Origin of the sequence: uncultured Actinobacillus sp., assembly GCF_945915845.1 — a bacterium.
GTDB lineage: Bacteria > Pseudomonadota > Gammaproteobacteria > Enterobacterales > Pasteurellaceae > Exercitatus.
This window is the reverse complement of record NZ_CAMEFX010000026.1, coordinates 1-18,183: the sequence shown is the minus strand read 5'-3', so window position 1 is coordinate 18,183 and position 18,183 is coordinate 1. Positions and strand designations below refer to the sequence as shown.

Below are 18,183 nucleotides of genomic sequence, written 5' to 3'. Positions count from 1 at the left end.
AATAGTCTAAAAATGTGATCTACTTCTAATATTTAGAAAAAAAATTTCATTAGTATTGAGTTTGGAATTTTTAAGTGATTTACTAATGCTCAAATTCAATCATGTCATAGCGGATCCAATAGGAGGAATACATGAAAACGGTGAGATTAACTGTTGCACAAGCTTTAGTGAGATTTCTAGATAATCAGTACATAGAAGTTGATGGCAAAGAAATTAAATTTGTCGAAGGTATTTTCGCTATTTTTGGACACGGCAATGTGCTTGGTTTAGGACAAGCATTAGAGCAAGACAGTGGGGATTTAATTGTTCGCCAAGGTCGTAATGAACAAGGTATGGCGCACGTAGCAATAGGATTTGCGAAACAAAAATTACGTAAACAAATTATAGCATGTACTTCTTCTGTCGGACCAGGTGCTGCCAACATGATTACCGCAGCCGCTACCGCGACAGCTAACCGAATTCCCCTTCTCTTATTACCCGGTGATGTTTTTGCCACTCGCCAACCTGACCCGGTATTGCAACAAATCGAACAATCTCACAACCTGAGTATCAGCACTAACGATGCGTTCAAAGCGGTGAGCAAATATTGGGATCGCGTTAACCGTCCTGAGCAATTAATGACGGCTTGTATTAACGCAATGCGCGTATTAACAGATCCTGCGGAGACAGGGGCAGTTACCCTTGCATTACCACAAGACGTCCAAGGGGAAGCCTATGATTTCCCTGAATATTTCCTACAAAAACGGGTACATCGTATTGAGCGAACACCACCAACAAATGCGATGTTGCAAGATGCATTAAAACTCATTCAAGGTAAGAAAAAACCATTAATTATTTGTGGTGGCGGTGTGCGTTATTCCGAAGCAGCAGAACAACTAAAAGCCTTTGCTGAAGCCTTTGATATTCCATTTGCGGAAACCCAAGCAGGTAAAAGTGCGGTGGTTTCTGACTACTATTTGAATGTCGGTGGCGTAGGTGAAACAGGTTGTTTAAGCGCAAATTTATTAGCGAAAGAATCGGATTTAGTGATTGGTGTGGGTACACGCTATACCGACTTCACCACGTCATCAAAATGGATTTTCCAAAACCCTGAAGTGGACTTCTTAAATATCAATATCGCACGTTTTGATGCCTATAAATTAGATGGCGTACAGGTCACCGCTGATGCCAAAGAAACGCTCGAAAAATTGACCGCACTTTTACAGCCAACAGGCTACAAAGCGCAATGGGGAAACCAAATTGCGGAAGCAAAAGCGAAATTTGCCGAAGAATTACAGCGTATTTACCACATTAGCTATAACGGCGAAAAAGATTTTGTACCTGAAGTGAATGATGCCTTAGATCGCGAAAAAGTCTTTGCGGAATTTACCCAAATCACAGGTTCGCGCTTAACTCAAAGTCGCGTATTGGGCATTTTAAATGAAACCTTAGGGGAAAACGATATTATCGTAGGCGCGGCAGGCAGCTTACCGGGCGACTTACAACGCGCTTGGCAATCTAAAGGGGTGGATACTTATCATCTTGAATACGGTTATTCTTGTATGGGTTATGAAGTGGCAGCGTCTTTAGGGGCAAAAATTGCTCAACCACATCGGGAAGTGTACACCCTACTCGGTGATGGTTCTTATATGATGCTCCATTCCGAACTGGTGACGTCAATCCAAGAAGGCAAAAAAATTAATGTGGTATTATTCGATAATATGACCAATGGTTGTATCAATAACCTTGAAATTGGACATGGAATGGACACTTTTGGTACGGAATTCCGCTTCAGAAATTCAACCACAAACCAACTTGATGGTGGATTTATTCCTGTTGATTTTGCAATGAATGCCGCCTCTTATGGCTGTAAAACCTATAAAGTCACCAACGAAGAGGAATTACGTGCTGCCCTTGCTGACGCGGCAAAACAAACCGTATCCACCTTAATTGATGTGAAAGTGTTACCGAAAACCATGATCCACGGTTATGGTAGCTGGTGGCACGTTGGTGTGGCTGAAGTCTCAAGCAAAGAGACAATCCAACAAGCTTACCAAAATGCGGTGAAACATATTGATGAAGCAAGACGTTATTAATTAATCAGCGTAGGGACATCCGCGTATGTCCCTACGGAAATCAAATATTTACCCTTGAACAAGGAGATAGCATGAAAGCGGAAAACGTAAAATTAGGTATTGCCCCAATTGGTTGGACAAATGATGATTTACCGGAAATTGGTAAAGAAAATACCTTTGAACAATGCGTCAGTGAAATGGCATTAGCGGGCTTCACAGGGAGTGAAGTGGGCAGTAAATATCCTAGAGATACCAAAGTATTAAAACAAAAACTGGCATTACGCGGTATTCAAATTTGCAATGCTTGGTTTAGTACTTTCTTTGTAGATGGCAAAAAAGAAGAAACTATTCAAGGCTTTATTGAACATATGAATTTCTTACATGAAATGGGCGCAAAAGTCATTGGTTGTTCAGAACAAAGCCGCAGTATTCAAGGGCAGAAAAAAGCGATTTTCAAAGAAAAAACCGTCTTCACTGAAGCAGAATGGCAATTATTAGCGGAAGGCTATAATGAACTGGCTAAAATCGCAGCAGAAAAAGGCATGAAAGTTTGCTTGCATCACCATATGGGTACCGGTATTCAAACCCCGGCGGAAATTGATAAATATATGGAAATGACCAATGATGATGTCGGTTTATTATTCGACTCAGGTCATATCTATTATTCAGAAGGTAGCCAACAAGCGATGCTTGATGTATTAGCAAAATATGTCGATCGGATTTTCCATGTCCATTTGAAAGATGTTCGTGATGACGTGGTTGCTGAAGTGAAAGCGAAAGATCTCAGCTTCTTAGAAGGCGTGGTAAAAGGGACATTTACCGTTCCCGGCGATGGTGTCATCGATTTCCGTCCTATTTTTGAAATTTTAGACAAACACAACTACAAAGGCTGGATGGTTGTGGAAGCAGAACAAGACCCTGCCATTGCGAACCCATTAGAGTACGCGATTAAAGGTCGTCAATATATTCGTGAAGTGGCTGGAATTTAATCGAGAGGAATAAAGAAATGATTAAAGTAGGTATTATCGGAGCAGGTCGTATTGGTCGTGTTCACTCAGAAAGTATTACTAAATATGTTAAAGGCGCAGAAATCAAAGCCATTTCAGATGTTCGTGTCACTGATGAATTAAAAGAATGGGCAAAAGGCATGGGTATTCCCTATGTTTATGAAGATTACAATCAAATTCTTCAAGATCCTGAAATTGATGCGGTATTAGTTTGCTCATCTACAAACACGCACGCACCAATTTCTATTGCAGCGGCGCGTGCAGGCAAACATGTCTTCTGTGAAAAACCGGTGGATCCTGATAAAGATAAAATCCGTGAAGTATTAGCTGAAGTGGAAAAAGCCGGTGTCAAATTCCAAGTGGGATTCAACCGCCGTTTTGACCATAACTTTAAAGCCATTAAAGATCGTGTCGTTGCTGGAGATATTGGCGAACCGCATTTAATTCGTGTGACATCACGCGACCCTGACGCGCCACCAATCGAATACGTCAAAGTATCAGGCGGTTTATTCTTTGATATGACTATCCACGATTTCGATATGATTCGTTATTTATCAGGTAGCGAAGTTACCGAAGTTTATGCAGCAGGCGGCGTTTTAGTTAATCCTGAAATTGGCAAAGCAGGCGATATTGATACCGCAGTGATCACCTTGAAACTCGCCAATGGCGCTATCGGCGTCATTGATAATAGCCGTAAAGCCGTTTATGGTTATGACCAACGTGCGGAAGTATTTGGCTCAAAAGGCGCGGTTCAAACGAAAAATGATACAGATTCCACCGCAGTTTACTCTTGTGAAGCAGGTGTGATTGCAGAAAAACCAAAATACTTCTTCCTAGAACGTTATATGCAATCCTTTGCCAGCGAAATCTCTTGCTTTGTAGATTCCGTGGTCAACGACAAACCAACGCTTGTCAATGGCAATGATGGCTTACAACCTGTGTTAATTGCATTAGCGGCGAAAAAATCATTGGAAGAAGGTCGCCCTGTGAAAATTAGCGAAGTGGCATAAATGCTAAAAAATACATAAACTTTATCACTGCACAAGACGATCGTTACGCTTGCCGAAACTTTCGTCTTGTGTCGCTATTTAATATTAGGAACGATTATGACAAAACTGGCTCAATACTCACAAACTGCACTGCTTTCCTTTTTGGTTGCAGCCTGCGGTGGCGGTGACGGTTCTTCACCACCAACGCCAATTAATTCTGGTGTTTCCCAAGGGGATCAAAAAGAAAACAATGCCCCAGTCGTAGAAACACCTTCTCATGAAGCAGAGCAAAAGGATATTGCCCCAATTCTATTGCCAAAAGATGAACCAAACAGTTCTGAAGGAACATCGTTCCCTAGCACACCCATAAAACCATCGCTCCCACCCAAAAGTGAGAGTGCAAATGAAAACGAAAGTGCGGTGAATTTCCCCCCTGTTTTGCCGCCAATTTCACCCCCAAAAACAGAACAATATCCACCAACACTACCAACAGAAACGATTCCACCCGAAACCACTCAACCATCTCAACCGGATCCAACGCCTGAAATAGATCTGCCTAAAGAATCAACTTCCGAGCCGGTGACTGAGACGGAAACAAAACCAGAGCCGAAACCTGAATCTCCAATATTGGAACCTGTGCCAAAACCGGAACAGGAACCCAAACCACAACCAAAACCGCAACCTCAGCCGGAACCAAAACCGGAAAACCCTGTTGTGCCAATTGAAATACCGGATACGCCGAAGGAAACACCACAACCGCCGGAAAATACCGAACAGACACCACCAATAAATACCCCAAAACCTCAAATGGAAGCCTTGCGCCAAACGCCACCCATTGAACAATATGATGAACATAAAATTCATAAGATTGCAGTAATTGATACGGATTTCCCTGCAAGTGGTGATGTTGATGGTACGTTTAAAGATGAAAAAGGCAACCGTCGTCTTTACGTTAATGAAGGATTATGGTGGCGACAAGCAAAAGGTAGCAGACATTCCCATGGCTCACAGGTTGCTGCGGTCATTGCAGTAAATAACAAAACGTCATTGATTTATGGTTATAGCACGGAATCTAACGGCTATACCAGCGTGACCAATCAACAGTTTGAGGAAGCCTATAATCAAGGTGCGCGTATTTTTAATAACTCTTACGGTAATACACCGTGGGAAAGTTTGGTAAAAGAAAAAGGTTGGAAAGGACTATTAGAAAATAACCCAATCAATAAGCAAATGGCTGAAATGGCGGCTAAGGACAGTATTTTTGTTTGGGCAGCAGGTAACGACGGCACAAAAACAAGCACGGGACAAGCCAATCACGCCACCAATGAGTCACATATTCCCGTCGTTTATGAAGAAGCCCGCCGTGGTTGGATAACAGTTGCCGCGGTAACGGGCAATCATAAAAGCAGTTACTCAAGCCGCGTAGGTAACGCTGCGCAAAATTGGGGAATTGCAACCCAAGGAGATTGGATGGTTTTCGGTGATGTGCCTACTCAAGGTACTTCTTTCGCCGCACCGGCAGTTTCCGCCGCCGTGGCTCGCGTATGGGAAAAATTCCCTTGGATGAGTAATCATTTAGTGACCCAAACTATTCTTTCTACCGCCAGTCAATTGGGAACGGATAACGTGACGACTGGCCCGAACGGCGATATTGGCTGGGGCGTGTTAAATGTTAATCGCGCATTAAAAGGCCCTGCTCGATTTGATAAACGCCTGCTGATTTCCAGCGACAACGGCTTTGTGACAGCCAATTTCGGTTACCGCCATTATGCGGATAACAATCGACTCACTTGGAGCAATGACATTAGCGGTGATGCAGGGTTTAAAAAGCAGGGAACAGGAACACTCTATTTTAGCGGCAAAAATACTTACACCGGCGACACCCACATTGAAGGCGGTGTATTAGGCATATCCAATGCTCTAACGGCATCCAATGTCACGGTGTTTGAGCAAGGCACTTTGTTGGCGGAAACCCCTGATAAGAAAGTGGACATCCAGCAAAATCTGACAAATAACGGTTCGGTTGAAATTTATGGGCAAGGTTTAACGGTCGGCAATTACACTGCTTCCGCCAATGCTCGCACGATTATTGATATTCATACCGCTGCGTTAGAAGTAAAAGGTACGGCAAATTTCAATGGTTCACGCATTGTGGCGGATGTGGCAAAAGTCGATGAAGTACCGAAGCAACAAGAACAAACGCGTACCATTTTAACAGCGCAAACCTTAACGGGTTTCAATGGCGATTATCGTGTGTCTGACCATATTTACCCGTACATTGACGTGACAAGTATTGCGCAAAAAGGAAATAACATTGAAGCAACCTACAAGCGCAACAGTACAGAATATGTATTGAAAAAAGCCAACGCCTTAACGCGAAGTGCGGTCAATACCGGGCGCAATTTAGATCGTGTGTTAGATGAAGTGGCAACGACACCCAACAGCGCGCTGAAAGCTCAAGCTCTCGCAGTGTTGCATGCGCAACCACTTGCGGTTTCCCGTACGGTAGAATCCCTTTCAGCAGAAATTTATGCTTCAACGCCCAATATTTTGCTCAATGCTCACCGCACTTTTTCGCGTCAAATTGCGGATCAAGCCATGGAAAAATGGGATACACAAGACAGCCATCTCTACGCGGCAACGGCTTACCGCCGCTATCACTTAGCGCAAACAGGATACCGTAAAGGCGAAGTTAAAAGCGCACAAACCTATGTGGGTGCCGATAAAAAATGGGCAAATTTTGTGTTAGGTGCAGCGGTCTATGTTGATCGCAGTAACGCGGATTTTAGCGGTAGCATAGGAACAGCCAAAATCACACAAACCGGCGCGGCACTTTATGCTGCCTATAAAGGTGAACATGTCTACGCCTTAACAGAGTTCAGCACCGCCCATAGTAAAAACCAAATTAAACGCAGCCTACAATTTCCTGACAAACAGCAACTGTTGAGAAATGACGTAAAATCACGCCTTTATGGCATTTACACCGAATTAGGCTACCGATTTAAAGGGCAGCTCGCCCAGGGGCAACATTGGGAAGTCGCGCCTTATCTTGCCTACCGCACAGACTGGTTACATCAATCCGCCTTTGACGAAAAATCACTCTTTGCGTTACGGGCAGATGCCGTTCACCACCATCTGTCATCCTATGGCATGGGTTTACGAAGCGCATGGCATTGGGATAAATGGCACTTGAAAGGCAGTATTGCGCATAGGTATCAACATCGTAGCCATCGGTCATTCGATTTTGAAGGAAATTATATCGGCGCGCAAAGTGCGGTGAAAATTGAAGGGATTTCAGCGCCAACTTCGCTCACCACCGCAAACTTAAATCTCAGCTATGCGGCAACCCATGCTCTAGACTTATTTGCAGGTTATGAATTGAGTCATCAAGCGGGCGGTGAAACAGGCAACGAGATTTCCTTGGGGTTAAGATTTCGTTTTTAAATAACGCTTGGGGTGAATTACATTTGCCCCAACAAGGTGAAAAGCCTATAATTTGCTTCAACTTAATTAACCTTATAATTTAAAGCAAATGATGAATTTAGTGGAATTTCACCAAAATATTGAACAGGTATGGGATAGCATTGAAGAACAATGTGATGAGCAAGGGGCGGATGTGGATTTTGAACGTCAAGGTTCCGTCTTTACCATTACCTTTGCGGATCGATCTCAAATTGTGATTAATAAGCAAGAAGCCATGCTGGAACTTTGGCTTGCCAGCCGTTTAGGCGGTTTGCATTTTGCGTGGAAAGAAAAGGATTGGGTGAACAGCCAAGGTGTGCGTTTTTGGGATGCGTTAGCGCAAGCCTGCGCGGCTCATGGTGAACGCGTGGAATTCGCCTAAATGCCCCACACGTCCACAACACAATACACAGAACCAACAAAAAGTGCGGTGAAAATGACCGCACTTGATATCTTGCACCAAGTTTTTGGTTATCACCAATTCCGCAAAGGGCAAGAAGAAGTGATTCAAGCCACCCTTTCAGGCAAAGACAGTCTGGTGGTGATGGCAACCGGTAACGGAAAATCCCTGTGTTATCAAATCCCCGCCCTTTGTTTTTCAGGGTTGACCTTAGTGATTTCGCCGTTGATTTCCTTAATGAAAGATCAGGTGGATCAACTGCTGGCTAACGGTATTGAAGCGGATTATCTCAATTCCACCCAAACCTACGAACAGCAACAACAGGTGCAAAATAAAGCCATTTCAGGGCAACTCAAATTGCTTTATCTTTCGCCTGAAAAAGCGATGACCAACAGCTTTTTTTCTTTTATTTCCCTATGCCAAGTGAGTTTTATCGCTATCGATGAAGCCCATTGTATTTCCCAATGGGGGCATGATTTTCGCCCTGAATATACCCAACTTGGTGGATTAAAATCCGCCTTTCCCAACGCGCCGATTATGGCGTTAACCGCCACCGCGGACAGCACCACGCGCCAAGACATTTTACAAAATCTTCGTTTAAATCAACCGCACTTATACATTGGCAGTTTCGACCGCCCGAATATTCGTTATACCTTGGTGGAAAAATTCAAACCGATGGAACAATTGTGCAACTTTGTTGCTGCCCAAAAAGGCAAAAGTGGTATTGTCTATTGCAATAGTCGCAACAAATCGGAAAAAGTCGCTGAAGCATTAAGAAAGCGCGGTATTTCTGCGGAACATTATCACGCGGGCATGGAATTTTCCGAACGAGAACGAGTTCAACGGGCTTTCCAACGCGACAATATTCAAGTGGTCGTCGCCACCATTGCTTTCGGCATGGGGATTAACAAATCCAATGTACGCTTTGTGGCACACTTTGATTTATCGCGTAGCATTGAAGCCTACTATCAAGAAACCGGACGAGCGGGGCGTGATGATTTGCCGGCGGAAGCGGTGCTATTTTATGAGCCGGCGGATTATGGTTGGTTATATAAAATTTTAATGGAAGAACCTGAAAGCCCACAGCGAGATATTAAACAACATAAATTAGAAGCCATTGGTGAATTTGCGGAAAGCCAAACTTGTCGCCGTTTGGTATTGCTCAATTATTTCGGTGAAAATCGCCAAACCCCTTGCAACAACTGCGATATTTGTTTAGATCCACCTAAAAAATATGATGGATTAATTGATGCGCAAAAAATTCTTTCTACCATTTACCGCACAGGGCAACGTTTTGGCGTGCAATATGTCATTGGGGTATTGCGTGGATTAAATAACCAGAAAATTCGCGACCATCAGCATGATCAACTCAGTGTCTATGGCATTGGCAAGGATAAAAGCAAAGAATATTGGCAATCAGTTATTCGTCAACTTATTCACTTGGGCTTAATCAACCAAGTCATGAATGATGTGGGTGTACAATTACAATTAACAGAAAGCGCACGTCCTATTTTACGCGGTGACATTCCTTTAGAACTCGCCACACCCAGACTTTCGGCTATTGCTACGGTTTCTGCCCCACAAAAAAGTGCGGTCACTCATTACGACAAAGATCTCTTTGCACGCTTACGTTTCTTACGCAAACAAATTGCCGATCGAGAAAATATTCCACCTTATATTGTATTTAGCGATGCAACGTTACAAGAAATGTCCCTTTACTTACCAACTAGCAAAGTGGAAATGATGCAAATTAACGGTGTCGGCGCAATTAAGTGGGAACGCTTTGCACAGCCATTTATGGAAATTATAAAAGAACATAAAGCATTATTGGAACAAGCGCGGGATAATTAAATTTCTAATTGAATACAACCAAGAGGTAAATGGATTAATTCTTCCCACGGTAAATAATGGTACAACCTAAATAATGAAATAACTGCTTGCACAGAGACATTATCGCTACTCATGGCAGAGAGCGGTTTATGCGGTCCTGTAAAATGGAAAATATGCGCAGCTACCCCCCCCCAACTTGACTGTTTTTTATACAACAAATGATCAAGTTGATAATTATAAAGAGAGTCCAACTTCAACCAATTATCTCGGAAATAAACATTTAAAATATCCTGATCCCCGAAAATAATTTGATTTTTTAACTGTTGTGTCAATTGTATTAACGCTGTTTTAAGTCCAGAACAACGTGTCGCATCAAAATAAAGAATACCTGCATTAAAGTAATCATATTGTTTATAAGGGTGTTCAGGTAATGCATTCACATAAGGATCGGAAACCGCTGCAATCGCATAAGAAGAAGCGCGCAATTTCTCAAAAGGAACACGAATATCGCCGTTAATGACAATATCACAATCTAAATAAAGCCAATATGGCGTTGTCGCATAGGGAAAGAGTTCTTCAAGATAATAGCGCAAATAGGTAGCTTGTGTGATATAGCATTTTCATCAAAAAGATTCAAATGCTCAGGATCTAAATAACAAAGCACTAATTCAGACTGTCGTTTCGCAAAATATGGACGCAATGAATCTGCCCAAGCCGCCGGAATATCCCCCGTATGCAAGACAAACACCGACAAGTTTTCATTATGAGCTAATAAGGATTTTAGAGAAATTTCAAGATAAGGAAGATAATGTTTATCTGTTGCCAATAAAATATTAATTCTTTCCATCGTTTTTTGTCTATAAAAATCAAAGAGAATATTCTAAAGGATAATAGATTTGCAATGAGAAGTCATCTTCCATAAATAGAAAGGCGGGTACAAAACCCACCCTAGCATTATATTAATATCTACGAATTAAAGGAACATATTCGCAAATAACAAACCGAACGCAATACTGAATACCATGCTTAATAAGCCTGGAAGCATAAAGCTGTGGTTGAAAATAAATTTACCGATACGTGTAGTCCCTGTTGTGTCAAAGTCAATTGACGCAATGATTGGACCGTAGTTAGGGATAAAGAAGTAACCATTTACAGCAACGAATACCCCGATTAATACCGGTGCCGGAATGCCTAATGCGATACCTAGTGGGAATAAGGTTGCCACTGTCGCACCTTGGCTGTTTACTAACACAGATAATACGAATAATGCGAAAGCAAATGTCCATGGTGCAGTTTCAACTAACTCTTTCACCATTTCTTTCACTTCTACCATATGCGCTTGCATTAACGTATCACCTAACCATGCAATACCAAAGATAGCGATTACCGCACGCATACCAGCGTGGAATACTGAACCTTTAGTGATTTCATTACCGTCCGGTTTGCAGAATAAAATGATTAATGCACCAATGGTTAACATGACGATTTCGATCGTGTGTGCCATACCCATTGGTTTACCATCGAATGCCGGACGTAATGAAGGCATCGCACCCATTAATACCACTAATAATGCACCAAATAAGAATAAACCGACAGATAATTTCGCGGTTGGTTTTAATTGAACTTCATCAATTTTCACATCAGTGTGGTTTTCTTTGATGTACTCTGGATCTTGTAAACGGCGTTGGTATTCCGGGTCATCTTTTAATTCTTTACCCATTTTATTTACAAATACACAAGCCAGTGCAATACCTAAAATCGTTGCAGGGACAGTAACAGAAAGCACTGAACCTAGCGTAATGCCTTGTGGTTCAAGATAGTTCACCACAGCAACTACCGCTGCCGCAATCGGGCTTGCAACAATCGCAAATTGTGATGCAATTACCGCCATTGAAAGTGGACGCTCAGGACGCACACCGTTATGACGACTTACTTCTGCAATCACAGGTAATACAGAATAAGCTACGTGGCCTGTGCCTGCTAATACAGTGAAAGTCCAAGTTACTGCAGGTGCCATAAAGGTAATGTATTTTGGATTACGGCGTAAGATGTTAGTTGCGATTTTGATCATATAATCTAAACCGCCAGCCGCTTGCATTGCTGCCGCTGCTGCCACTACTGCCATAATCATAAACATTACGTCAATAGGAAGACCCGCCGGTTTTAAATCAAAGCCAAAGGATAAAATGGCTAAGCCTAAACCACCAAACACACCCAAGCCGATACCACCAACTCGAGCCCCTACCAAGATACATAAAAGTACAATGGCAAATTGAATAAGGAACATTGCTGACATGTTCTATTTCTCCATAATAATAAAAAAATCGGTTCAAAAAGTGATACTACTTTTACATTTAACCGTTTGCGTCACTTTTTCAACGTGAATTTTAGTAAAAATACAGTGTTTTGCAAGATTTTTTGCGCAACAACACAATATAACCATAAAGAGTAAGCTTATTTGATTAATTTACAACCTAATTTTTATAATGCGAGCGATAAATTTATATCGTGATAGCTGTACTTAAAAAATTGATTTAAATCAAAATTCATTTAACCCAATAGGAGTACAATCGCCCCCGAATTTAGTTTTTATTTTGGAGAAAAATCATGAGCAATAATACTCGTATTGAAGTGGATCTTTTAGGCGAACGCGAAGTTTCAAATGATGTTTATTGGGGTATTCACACCTTAAGAGCGGTGGAAAATTTCAATATTTCTAACGTCACCATTTCTGACGTGCCGGAATTTGTACGCGGTATGGTAATGGTAAAAAAAGCCACCGCACTGGCTAACGGTGAACTGGGTGCCATTCCGAAAAAAATCGCAAAAGCTATCGTTCAAGCTTGTGATGAAATCTTAGTGAACGGTCGTTGCATGGATCAATTCCCGTCAGACGTTTACCAAGGCGGTGCCGGTACTTCTGTTAATATGAATACCAACGAAGTGGTCGCAAACCTTGCATTAGAAATTTTAGGTCATCAAAAAGGTGAATATAACGTAATCAACCCAATGGATCACGTTAACGCAAGCCAATCAACTAACGATGCTTACCCTACCGGTTTCCGTATTGCGGTATATAACAGCATTTTAGCCTTAATCGAAAAAGTACGTTACCTACAACACGGTTTCGAAGCCAAAGCAGAAGAATTTGCCAACATCTTAAAAATGGGACGTACCCAATTACAAGATGCGGTACCAATGACCGTAGGTCAAGAGTTCAAAGCTTTTGCTGTGTTACTTGAAGAAGAAGTGAAAAACTTAAAACGCACGGCGGATTTATTACTTGAAGTCAACTTAGGTGCAACGGCTATCGGTACCGCGTTAAATACCCCTGAAGGCTATCAAGAAATTGCAGTGAAATACCTTGCTGAAGTAACCGGTTTACCATGCGTTCCTGCGGATAACTTAATCGAAGCAACCTCAGACTGTGGTGCGTATGTGATGGTTCACGGTGCATTAAAACGTACTGCGGTGAAATTATCGAAAGTTTGTAACGACTTACGTTTATTATCATCAGGCCCACGCGCAGGTTTAAATGAAATCAACTTACCGGAATTACAAGCAGGCTCATCAATTATGCCGGCTAAAGTTAACCCGGTGGTGCCTGAAGTCGTTAACCAAGTGTGCTTTAAAGTGATCGGTAACGATACAACGGTAACTTTCGCTGCAGAAGCGGGTCAATTACAATTAAACGTAATGGAACCGGTTATCGGTCAAGCGATGTTTGAATCAATCGAAATTCTAGGCAATGCATGCATTAACTTACAAGATAAATGTGTGAACGGCATTACCGTAAACAAAGAAATTTGCGAAAACTTCGTATTTAACTCAATCGGTATCGTAACGTACTTAAATCCATTTATCGGTCACCACAACGGCGACATCGTAGGTAAAATCTGTGCAACCACAGGTCGCAGCGTACGCGAAGTGGTGTTGGAAAAAGGCTTACTCACTGAAGCACAATTAGACGATATTCTTTCAGTAGAAAACTTAATGAAACCGACTTACAAAGCGGCGAAATTTACGGATGAAGAATAATTTATCGTGATTGTAAATTTAAGGGCAGGTTTTGGATCTGCCCTTTTGCATTTCAATAGTATTCAAACAATTTCTCACACAATTATCTTGAAATTCCACTTTATGCCCCCATCTTCCCCTTAACTTTCACTGAAAAAAGGACAGGATAATGACAACGATTGTATGTGTGCGTAAAAATGGCAAAGTGGCGATAGGCGGCGATGGTCAGGCGACTTTGGGAAATTGTGTGGAAAAAGGAACGGTACGAAAAGTACGCCGTTTATATAAGGATAAAGTCGTGACAGGATTTGCGGGTTCAACGGCGGACGCTTTTATTTTGCGTGATTTATTCGAGAAAAAATTAGAATTACACCAAGGACATTTAGTCAAAGCCGCGGTAGAATTGGCGAAAGAATGGCGGACGGAGCGATCTTTACGCCGTTTGGAAGCCATGATGATCGTGGCGAACGAAAACGAATTTTTATTAGTTTCAGGCAGTGGCGATGTGATTGAACCTGAATTTGATGTTTTAGCTATCGGTTCAGGCGGCAACTATGCGAAATCTGCGGCGTTAGCCTTATTGCGCACCGACAATAATTTAACCGCAGCAGAAATTGTTAAACAAGCCTTAACCATTGCCGGTGATATTGATATTTATACCAATCATAACCACATTATTGAAGAAATTTAATGCCGTGGCAAAGCGATCGCCCCGATAAAAAGTGCGGTTAAAAATGAAAGAATTTTGAGAATTAGGAATACATTATGTCAATGACCCCAAGAGAAATTGTATCTGAATTAGATGCGCATATTATTGGACAAAATGAAGCGAAACGCGCGGTGGCGATTGCCTTGCGTAACCGTTGGCGCCGTATGCAATTACCGGAAGAATTGCGCCAAGAAGTCACGCCCAAAAATATTTTAATGATCGGACCAACCGGGGTGGGTAAAACCGAAATCGCGCGCCGTTTAGCAAAATTGGCAAACGCGCCTTTTATTAAAGTGGAAGCCACGAAGTTCACTGAAGTGGGCTATGTAGGTAAAGAAGTAGATTCGATTATCCGTGATTTGGCGGATGTTTCCATGAAACTCGTGCGTTCGCAAGCGGTAGAGAAAAACCGTATGAAAGCGCAAGATGCGGCAGAAGATCGCATTTTGGATGTATTATTGCCACCGGCCAAAGATCAATGGGGCAATGTACAAGAAAGCGATAATGGATCAACGCGTCAAGTGTTCCGTAAAAAATTACGCGAAGGGACGTTGGACGATAAAGAAATTGAGATCGATGTCACGGCGCAAGTGAGCGTAGAAATTATGACGCCGCCGGGTATGGAAGAAATGACTTCGCAGTTGCAATCGCTCTTTGAGGGCATGTCGCCAAACAGAACGAAAAAACGCAAAATGAAAGTGAAAGATGCGTTAAAAGTGATGATTGATGAAGAAGCATCAAAATTAGTGAACCCTGAAGAATTGAAACAACAAGCCATTGAAGCGGTTGAACAACATGGTATCGTCTTTATCGATGAAATCGACAAGATTTGTAAAAAAGGCGAACACAGCGGTGGCGATGTGTCACGTGAAGGGGTGCAACGGGATTTGTTGCCGATTATTGAAGGTTCAACGGTGAACACCAAACACGGGATGATCAAAACCGACCATATTCTTTTCATCTGTTCAGGCGCATTCCAAGTGGCTCGTCCGTCAGATTTATTGCCTGAATTACAAGGTCGTTTACCAATTCGCGTGGAATTAAAATCCCTAACCAAAGAAGACTTTGAGCGTATCTTAACCGAGCCAAATGCTTCATTAACCTTACAATACAAAGAGTTAATGAAAACCGAAGGCGTTGAAGTGGAGTTTACTCAAGACGGTATTAGCAAAATTGCTGAATCCGCTTTCCGTGTCAATGAGAAAACCGAGAATATCGGTGCTCGCCGTTTGCATACGGTACTCGAGCGTTTAATGGACGGTATTTCTTTTGATGCCAGCGAACGTGCGGGCGAGAAAATTACGATTGACGAAAAATACGTTTCTGACGCATTAAGCGATGTGGTGGAAAACGAAGATTTGAGTCGTTTTATTCTCTAAGCTTCTCATGCGAGATTAAAGTGCGGTTAATTCAACCGCACTTTTTTATGGTCTGAATGATGCCAATTATGCTTTAAGCAACAACGTGACCGCTTCTGTGGCAATCCCTTCGCCACGCCCTGTGAAACCAAGTTTTTCCGTGGTGGTGGCTTTAACATTGACTTGCTCAATAGCACATTGCAAATCTTCCGCAATCACAGCGCGCATCGCGTCAATGTATGGTCGCATTTTGGGTGCTTGCGCAATAATAGTAACATCCACATTGCCAATCTTGTAGCCTTTTTCTTGCACAAGACGAAACGCTTCACGCAGTAAAATACGACTATCGATATTTTTAAATTGCATATCCGTATCAGGAAATAATTTGCCAATATCGCCAAGTGCCACCGCCCCCAGTAAGGCATCTGTCAACGCGTGTAATGCAACATCGCCATCACTATGCGCAATAAATCCGGTGTGATAAGGCACTTCAACGCCACCAATAATCAAAGGGCGATTTTCGCCGAAAGCGTGCACGTCAAAGCCATGTCCAATTCTGATCATTTTTTCTGTTTTCCTAAGTAAAATTCTGCCAATGCCAAATCTTCAGGGCGCGTAACCTTAATATTGCTGCTCACGCCTTCCACTAAGTGCGGTCGAAATCCGGCTAATTCCATCGCCGATGCTTCGTCTGTCACAACAAACCCTTGCTGTTCAGCACGTTCTAATGCCTGAATAAGCAAATCCGCACGGAAATATTGTGGCGTTTGAGCAAGCCAAATAAAGTTTCGATCTTGGGTTTCTGCAATTTGTTTGAAGGAATCCGCTCGCTTAATGGTGTCAATCGCAGGCAACGCTAAAATTGCCCCATTTTCATCGTCAATATTCAGCAACTGCTCCAATTCAGTATGTCTTAAACAAGGGCGCGCCGCATCATGCACTAACACACGTGTTCGACTTGGATGAGAAATCGCTCTGAGACCATTCAACACGCTCTCTGCGCGCGTCTCCCCCCCTTCCACAATTTGAATTTTCGGATGTTGTGTAATAGGCAAGGTGGGCAAATAAGGATCCTCTTTTGCCACCACCAAAATCACTCGGCTCACCGCTGAATGGGTTAAAAGCACATTCAAAGTATGCTCTAAAATAGTTTTGCCTTGAATAGTTAAATATTGTTTGGGCTTATCGGCTTTCATACGCGCGCCAACGCCGGCAGCAGGTACGACAGCCACAATTTCATCACAAAGTGCGGTCATTATTTATGCTCTTTTGTAATACGATAGAAAGTTTCATTGGGCTTGATCATCTCATATTGCAAGCGCGCACGTTCTTGAATCGCATTCACGCCGTCTTTCAAGTCCTTAATTTCGGCAGCAATCACTTGATTTCGTTGCGATAATTTCGTGTTCTCTGCTTTATGAATTTCAATTTGTTCTTGAGTCTCTTTGTAATCCACATAGCCGTTTTTACCAAACCATAAGTCATATTGAAACAGTAACAGCACTAACGCCAAAACAAAAATAAGTAAACGCATAATTGACCTGAAATATATAGAGTGCGGTATTTATACCGGTGAAAAAAATTCCCTATAGTTTAGGGGAAAATAGCAGGCAAAAAAAGACCGCAAGCTAAAAAGTGCGGTCTTCAGGTTAATTATTTTTTATCGTCTTCTTTTTTAATCATATCCTCAGGAATAAATGATTTCTGAACTTTTTCCATATGCGGGAGATTGTGAGCAATCCCTTTGTGGCAGTCAATACAGGTTTTGTTTTGCTCTTGAGCCATTGCGTGCATTTGCTGTGCCACGGTTTTTTGTTGGGTAAAGTCCATATCATCGAAGTTATGGCAGTTACGGCATTCTTGTGAATTATTGGCTTTCATACGAGCCCATTCACGTTCCGCCATTTCTAAACGATGTGCTTCAAACTTCTCTTTGGTATCCACTTTGCCGGTAAAATGTGCATAAACTTCCGTTGAAGCCTGAATTTTACGTTTCCATTTTGGTAAAAACTCGTGTGGAACGTGGCAATCGGAACAGATGGCTTTTACGCCAGAACGGTTGCTAAAGTGAACAGAAGCTTGATATTCAGGCACGACATCGTTCATATGACAGTCAGAACAAAATTGTTCCGTGTTGGTATATTCCAACCCTTTATTAAAGCCGCCCCAAGCTAAAATACCGCCGATTGCTGAAATTAAAATGATTGTTCCAGCCGCCATTTTGCTTGGTGTACGAAACCAATTCCAAAATTTTTTAAACATTGTTTTGCTCCTTATTTACCTTGCGTTTGGCGAATTGTGTCAAATTTATTTTGAATAATCGGGTTTACATCTGTTTGTTGCACGTGGCATTGTAA

General features: G+C 42.2%; 16 protein-coding genes and 1 pseudogene. 9 read left to right on the top strand and 8 right to left on the bottom strand.

Going from position 1 to position 18,183, the window contains the following annotated elements; translation table 11 throughout:
- Positions 1 to 131: 131 nt before the first annotated feature.
- The 6 genes from iolD to recQ all read left to right on the top strand — a co-directional run bounded on the left by iolD (position 132) and on the right by recQ (position 9,763).
- A complete protein-coding gene (gene iolD / locus Q0O89_RS07060) occupies positions 132 to 2,075 on the top strand; it encodes a 3D-(3,5/4)-trihydroxycyclohexane-1,2-dione acylhydrolase (decyclizing) (RefSeq protein ID WP_293730999.1) in 1,944 nt (647 codons plus the stop codon).
- Between the two features lie 71 nt (positions 2,076 to 2,146).
- Complete coding sequence (gene iolE / locus Q0O89_RS07055; protein ID WP_293730998.1) at positions 2,147 to 3,043, top strand: myo-inosose-2 dehydratase; 897 nt, start codon at positions 2,147 to 2,149, stop codon at positions 3,041 to 3,043.
- A 17-nt stretch (positions 3,044 to 3,060) separates the two neighbouring features.
- A complete protein-coding gene (gene iolG, locus Q0O89_RS07050) occupies positions 3,061 to 4,071 on the top strand; it encodes an inositol 2-dehydrogenase (RefSeq protein WP_135711043.1) in 1,011 nt (336 codons plus the stop codon).
- A gap of 96 nt (positions 4,072 to 4,167) precedes the next feature.
- Positions 4,168 to 7,494 (top strand): S8 family serine peptidase, encoded by a 3,327-nt coding sequence (locus tag Q0O89_RS07045; protein WP_293730997.1) that lies wholly within the window; start codon positions 4,168 to 4,170, stop codon positions 7,492 to 7,494.
- Positions 7,495 to 7,585: 91 nt separating this feature from the next.
- Entirely contained in the window at positions 7,586 to 7,894 is a 309-nt protein-coding gene (gene cyaY / locus Q0O89_RS07040; RefSeq protein WP_135711072.1) for an iron donor protein CyaY, read from the top strand.
- A complete protein-coding gene (gene recQ, locus Q0O89_RS07035) occupies positions 7,895 to 9,763 on the top strand; it encodes a DNA helicase RecQ (protein ID WP_293730996.1) in 1,869 nt (622 codons plus the stop codon).
- Here recQ and Q0O89_RS07030 read toward each other — a convergent pair.
- The 3 genes from Q0O89_RS07030 to Q0O89_RS07020 form a co-directional block, all read right to left on the bottom strand.
- A complete protein-coding gene (locus Q0O89_RS07030) occupies positions 9,760 to 10,335 on the bottom strand; it encodes a glycosyltransferase (protein WP_293730995.1) in 576 nt (191 codons plus the stop codon). The genes recQ and Q0O89_RS07030 overlap by 4 nt on opposite strands.
- On the bottom strand, positions 10,275 to 10,589 hold the full coding sequence (locus tag Q0O89_RS07025) for a hypothetical protein (protein ID WP_293730994.1): 315 nt from the start codon (positions 10,587 to 10,589) through the stop codon (positions 10,275 to 10,277). The genes Q0O89_RS07030 and Q0O89_RS07025 overlap by 61 nt, the downstream gene beginning before the upstream one ends.
- Before the next feature lie 126 nt (positions 10,590 to 10,715).
- Positions 10,716 to 12,038 (bottom strand): anaerobic C4-dicarboxylate transporter, encoded by a 1,323-nt coding sequence (locus Q0O89_RS07020; RefSeq protein WP_293730993.1) that lies wholly within the window; start codon positions 12,036 to 12,038, stop codon positions 10,716 to 10,718.
- A gap of 311 nt (positions 12,039 to 12,349) precedes the next feature.
- Here Q0O89_RS07020 and aspA point away from each other — a divergent pair, with 311 nt between their 5' ends.
- From aspA to hslU, 3 genes are all read left to right on the top strand, one after another.
- Entirely contained in the window at positions 12,350 to 13,780 is a 1,431-nt protein-coding gene (aspA, locus tag Q0O89_RS07015; protein ID WP_293730992.1) for an aspartate ammonia-lyase, read from the top strand.
- Between the two features lie 148 nt (positions 13,781 to 13,928).
- Positions 13,929 to 14,450: an ATP-dependent protease subunit HslV gene (hslV, locus tag Q0O89_RS07010; protein WP_273393913.1), complete on the top strand. Its 522-nt coding sequence runs from the start codon at positions 13,929 to 13,931 to the stop codon at positions 14,448 to 14,450.
- A 71-nt stretch (positions 14,451 to 14,521) separates the two neighbouring features.
- On the top strand, positions 14,522 to 15,847 hold the full coding sequence (gene hslU / locus Q0O89_RS07005; RefSeq protein WP_276985292.1) for an HslU--HslV peptidase ATPase subunit: 1,326 nt from the start codon (positions 14,522 to 14,524) through the stop codon (positions 15,845 to 15,847).
- Between the two features lie 66 nt (positions 15,848 to 15,913).
- Here hslU and ispF read toward each other — a convergent pair whose 3' ends face one another.
- The 5 genes and pseudogenes from ispF to Q0O89_RS06980 all read right to left on the bottom strand — a co-directional run.
- Positions 15,914 to 16,390: a 2-C-methyl-D-erythritol 2,4-cyclodiphosphate synthase gene (ispF, locus tag Q0O89_RS07000; protein ID WP_293730990.1), complete on the bottom strand. Its 477-nt coding sequence runs from the start codon at positions 16,388 to 16,390 to the stop codon at positions 15,914 to 15,916.
- A complete protein-coding gene (ispD, locus tag Q0O89_RS06995) occupies positions 16,387 to 17,082 on the bottom strand; it encodes a 2-C-methyl-D-erythritol 4-phosphate cytidylyltransferase (RefSeq protein ID WP_293730989.1) in 696 nt (231 codons plus the stop codon). Before ispD ends, ispF begins: the two co-directional genes overlap by 4 nt.
- Positions 17,082 to 17,360: a cell division protein FtsB gene (ftsB, locus tag Q0O89_RS06990; protein ID WP_273403191.1), complete on the bottom strand. Its 279-nt coding sequence runs from the start codon at positions 17,358 to 17,360 to the stop codon at positions 17,082 to 17,084. Before ftsB ends, ispD begins: the two co-directional genes overlap by 1 nt.
- 119 nt (positions 17,361 to 17,479) lie before the next feature.
- Positions 17,480 to 18,088, bottom strand: a complete 609-nt coding sequence (locus tag Q0O89_RS06985) for a cytochrome c3 family protein (protein ID WP_273395744.1) — start codon at positions 18,086 to 18,088, stop codon at positions 17,480 to 17,482.
- Positions 18,089 to 18,099: 11 nt separating this feature from the next.
- Positions 18,100 to 18,183 (bottom strand): annotated as a pseudogene (locus Q0O89_RS06980) (nitrate reductase cytochrome c-type subunit); the annotation flags it as partial.

Excerpts from the sequence above, each read along its gene's own strand:
- iolD (WP_293730999.1), top strand. The coding sequence starts at position 132 with ATGAAAACGGTGAGATTAACTGTTGCACAAGCTTTAGTGAGATTTCTA.
- iolE (WP_293730998.1), top strand. The coding sequence starts at position 2,147 with ATGAAAGCGGAAAACGTAAAATTAGGTATTGCCCCAATTGGTTGGACA.
- iolG (WP_135711043.1), top strand. The coding sequence starts at position 3,061 with ATGATTAAAGTAGGTATTATCGGAGCAGGTCGTATTGGTCGTGTTCAC.
- Q0O89_RS07045 (WP_293730997.1), top strand. The coding sequence starts at position 4,168 with ATGACAAAACTGGCTCAATACTCACAAACTGCACTGCTTTCCTTTTTG.
- cyaY (WP_135711072.1), top strand. The coding sequence starts at position 7,586 with ATGAATTTAGTGGAATTTCACCAAAATATTGAACAGGTATGGGATAGC.
- recQ (WP_293730996.1), top strand. The coding sequence starts at position 7,895 with ATGCCCCACACGTCCACAACACAATACACAGAACCAACAAAAAGTGCG.
- Q0O89_RS07025 (WP_293730994.1), bottom strand. The coding sequence starts at position 10,589 with ATGGAAAGAATTAATATTTTATTGGCAACAGATAAACATTATCTTCCT.
- Q0O89_RS07020 (WP_293730993.1), bottom strand. The coding sequence starts at position 12,038 with ATGTCAGCAATGTTCCTTATTCAATTTGCCATTGTACTTTTATGTATC.
- aspA (WP_293730992.1), top strand. The coding sequence starts at position 12,350 with ATGAGCAATAATACTCGTATTGAAGTGGATCTTTTAGGCGAACGCGAA.
- hslV (WP_273393913.1), top strand. The coding sequence starts at position 13,929 with ATGACAACGATTGTATGTGTGCGTAAAAATGGCAAAGTGGCGATAGGC.
- ispF (WP_293730990.1), bottom strand. The coding sequence starts at position 16,390 with ATGATCAGAATTGGACATGGCTTTGACGTGCACGCTTTCGGCGAAAAT.
- ispD (WP_293730989.1), bottom strand. The coding sequence starts at position 17,082 with ATGACCGCACTTTGTGATGAAATTGTGGCTGTCGTACCTGCTGCCGGC.
- ftsB (WP_273403191.1), bottom strand. The coding sequence starts at position 17,360 with ATGCGTTTACTTATTTTTGTTTTGGCGTTAGTGCTGTTACTGTTTCAA.
- Q0O89_RS06985 (WP_273395744.1), bottom strand. The coding sequence starts at position 18,088 with ATGTTTAAAAAATTTTGGAATTGGTTTCGTACACCAAGCAAAATGGCG.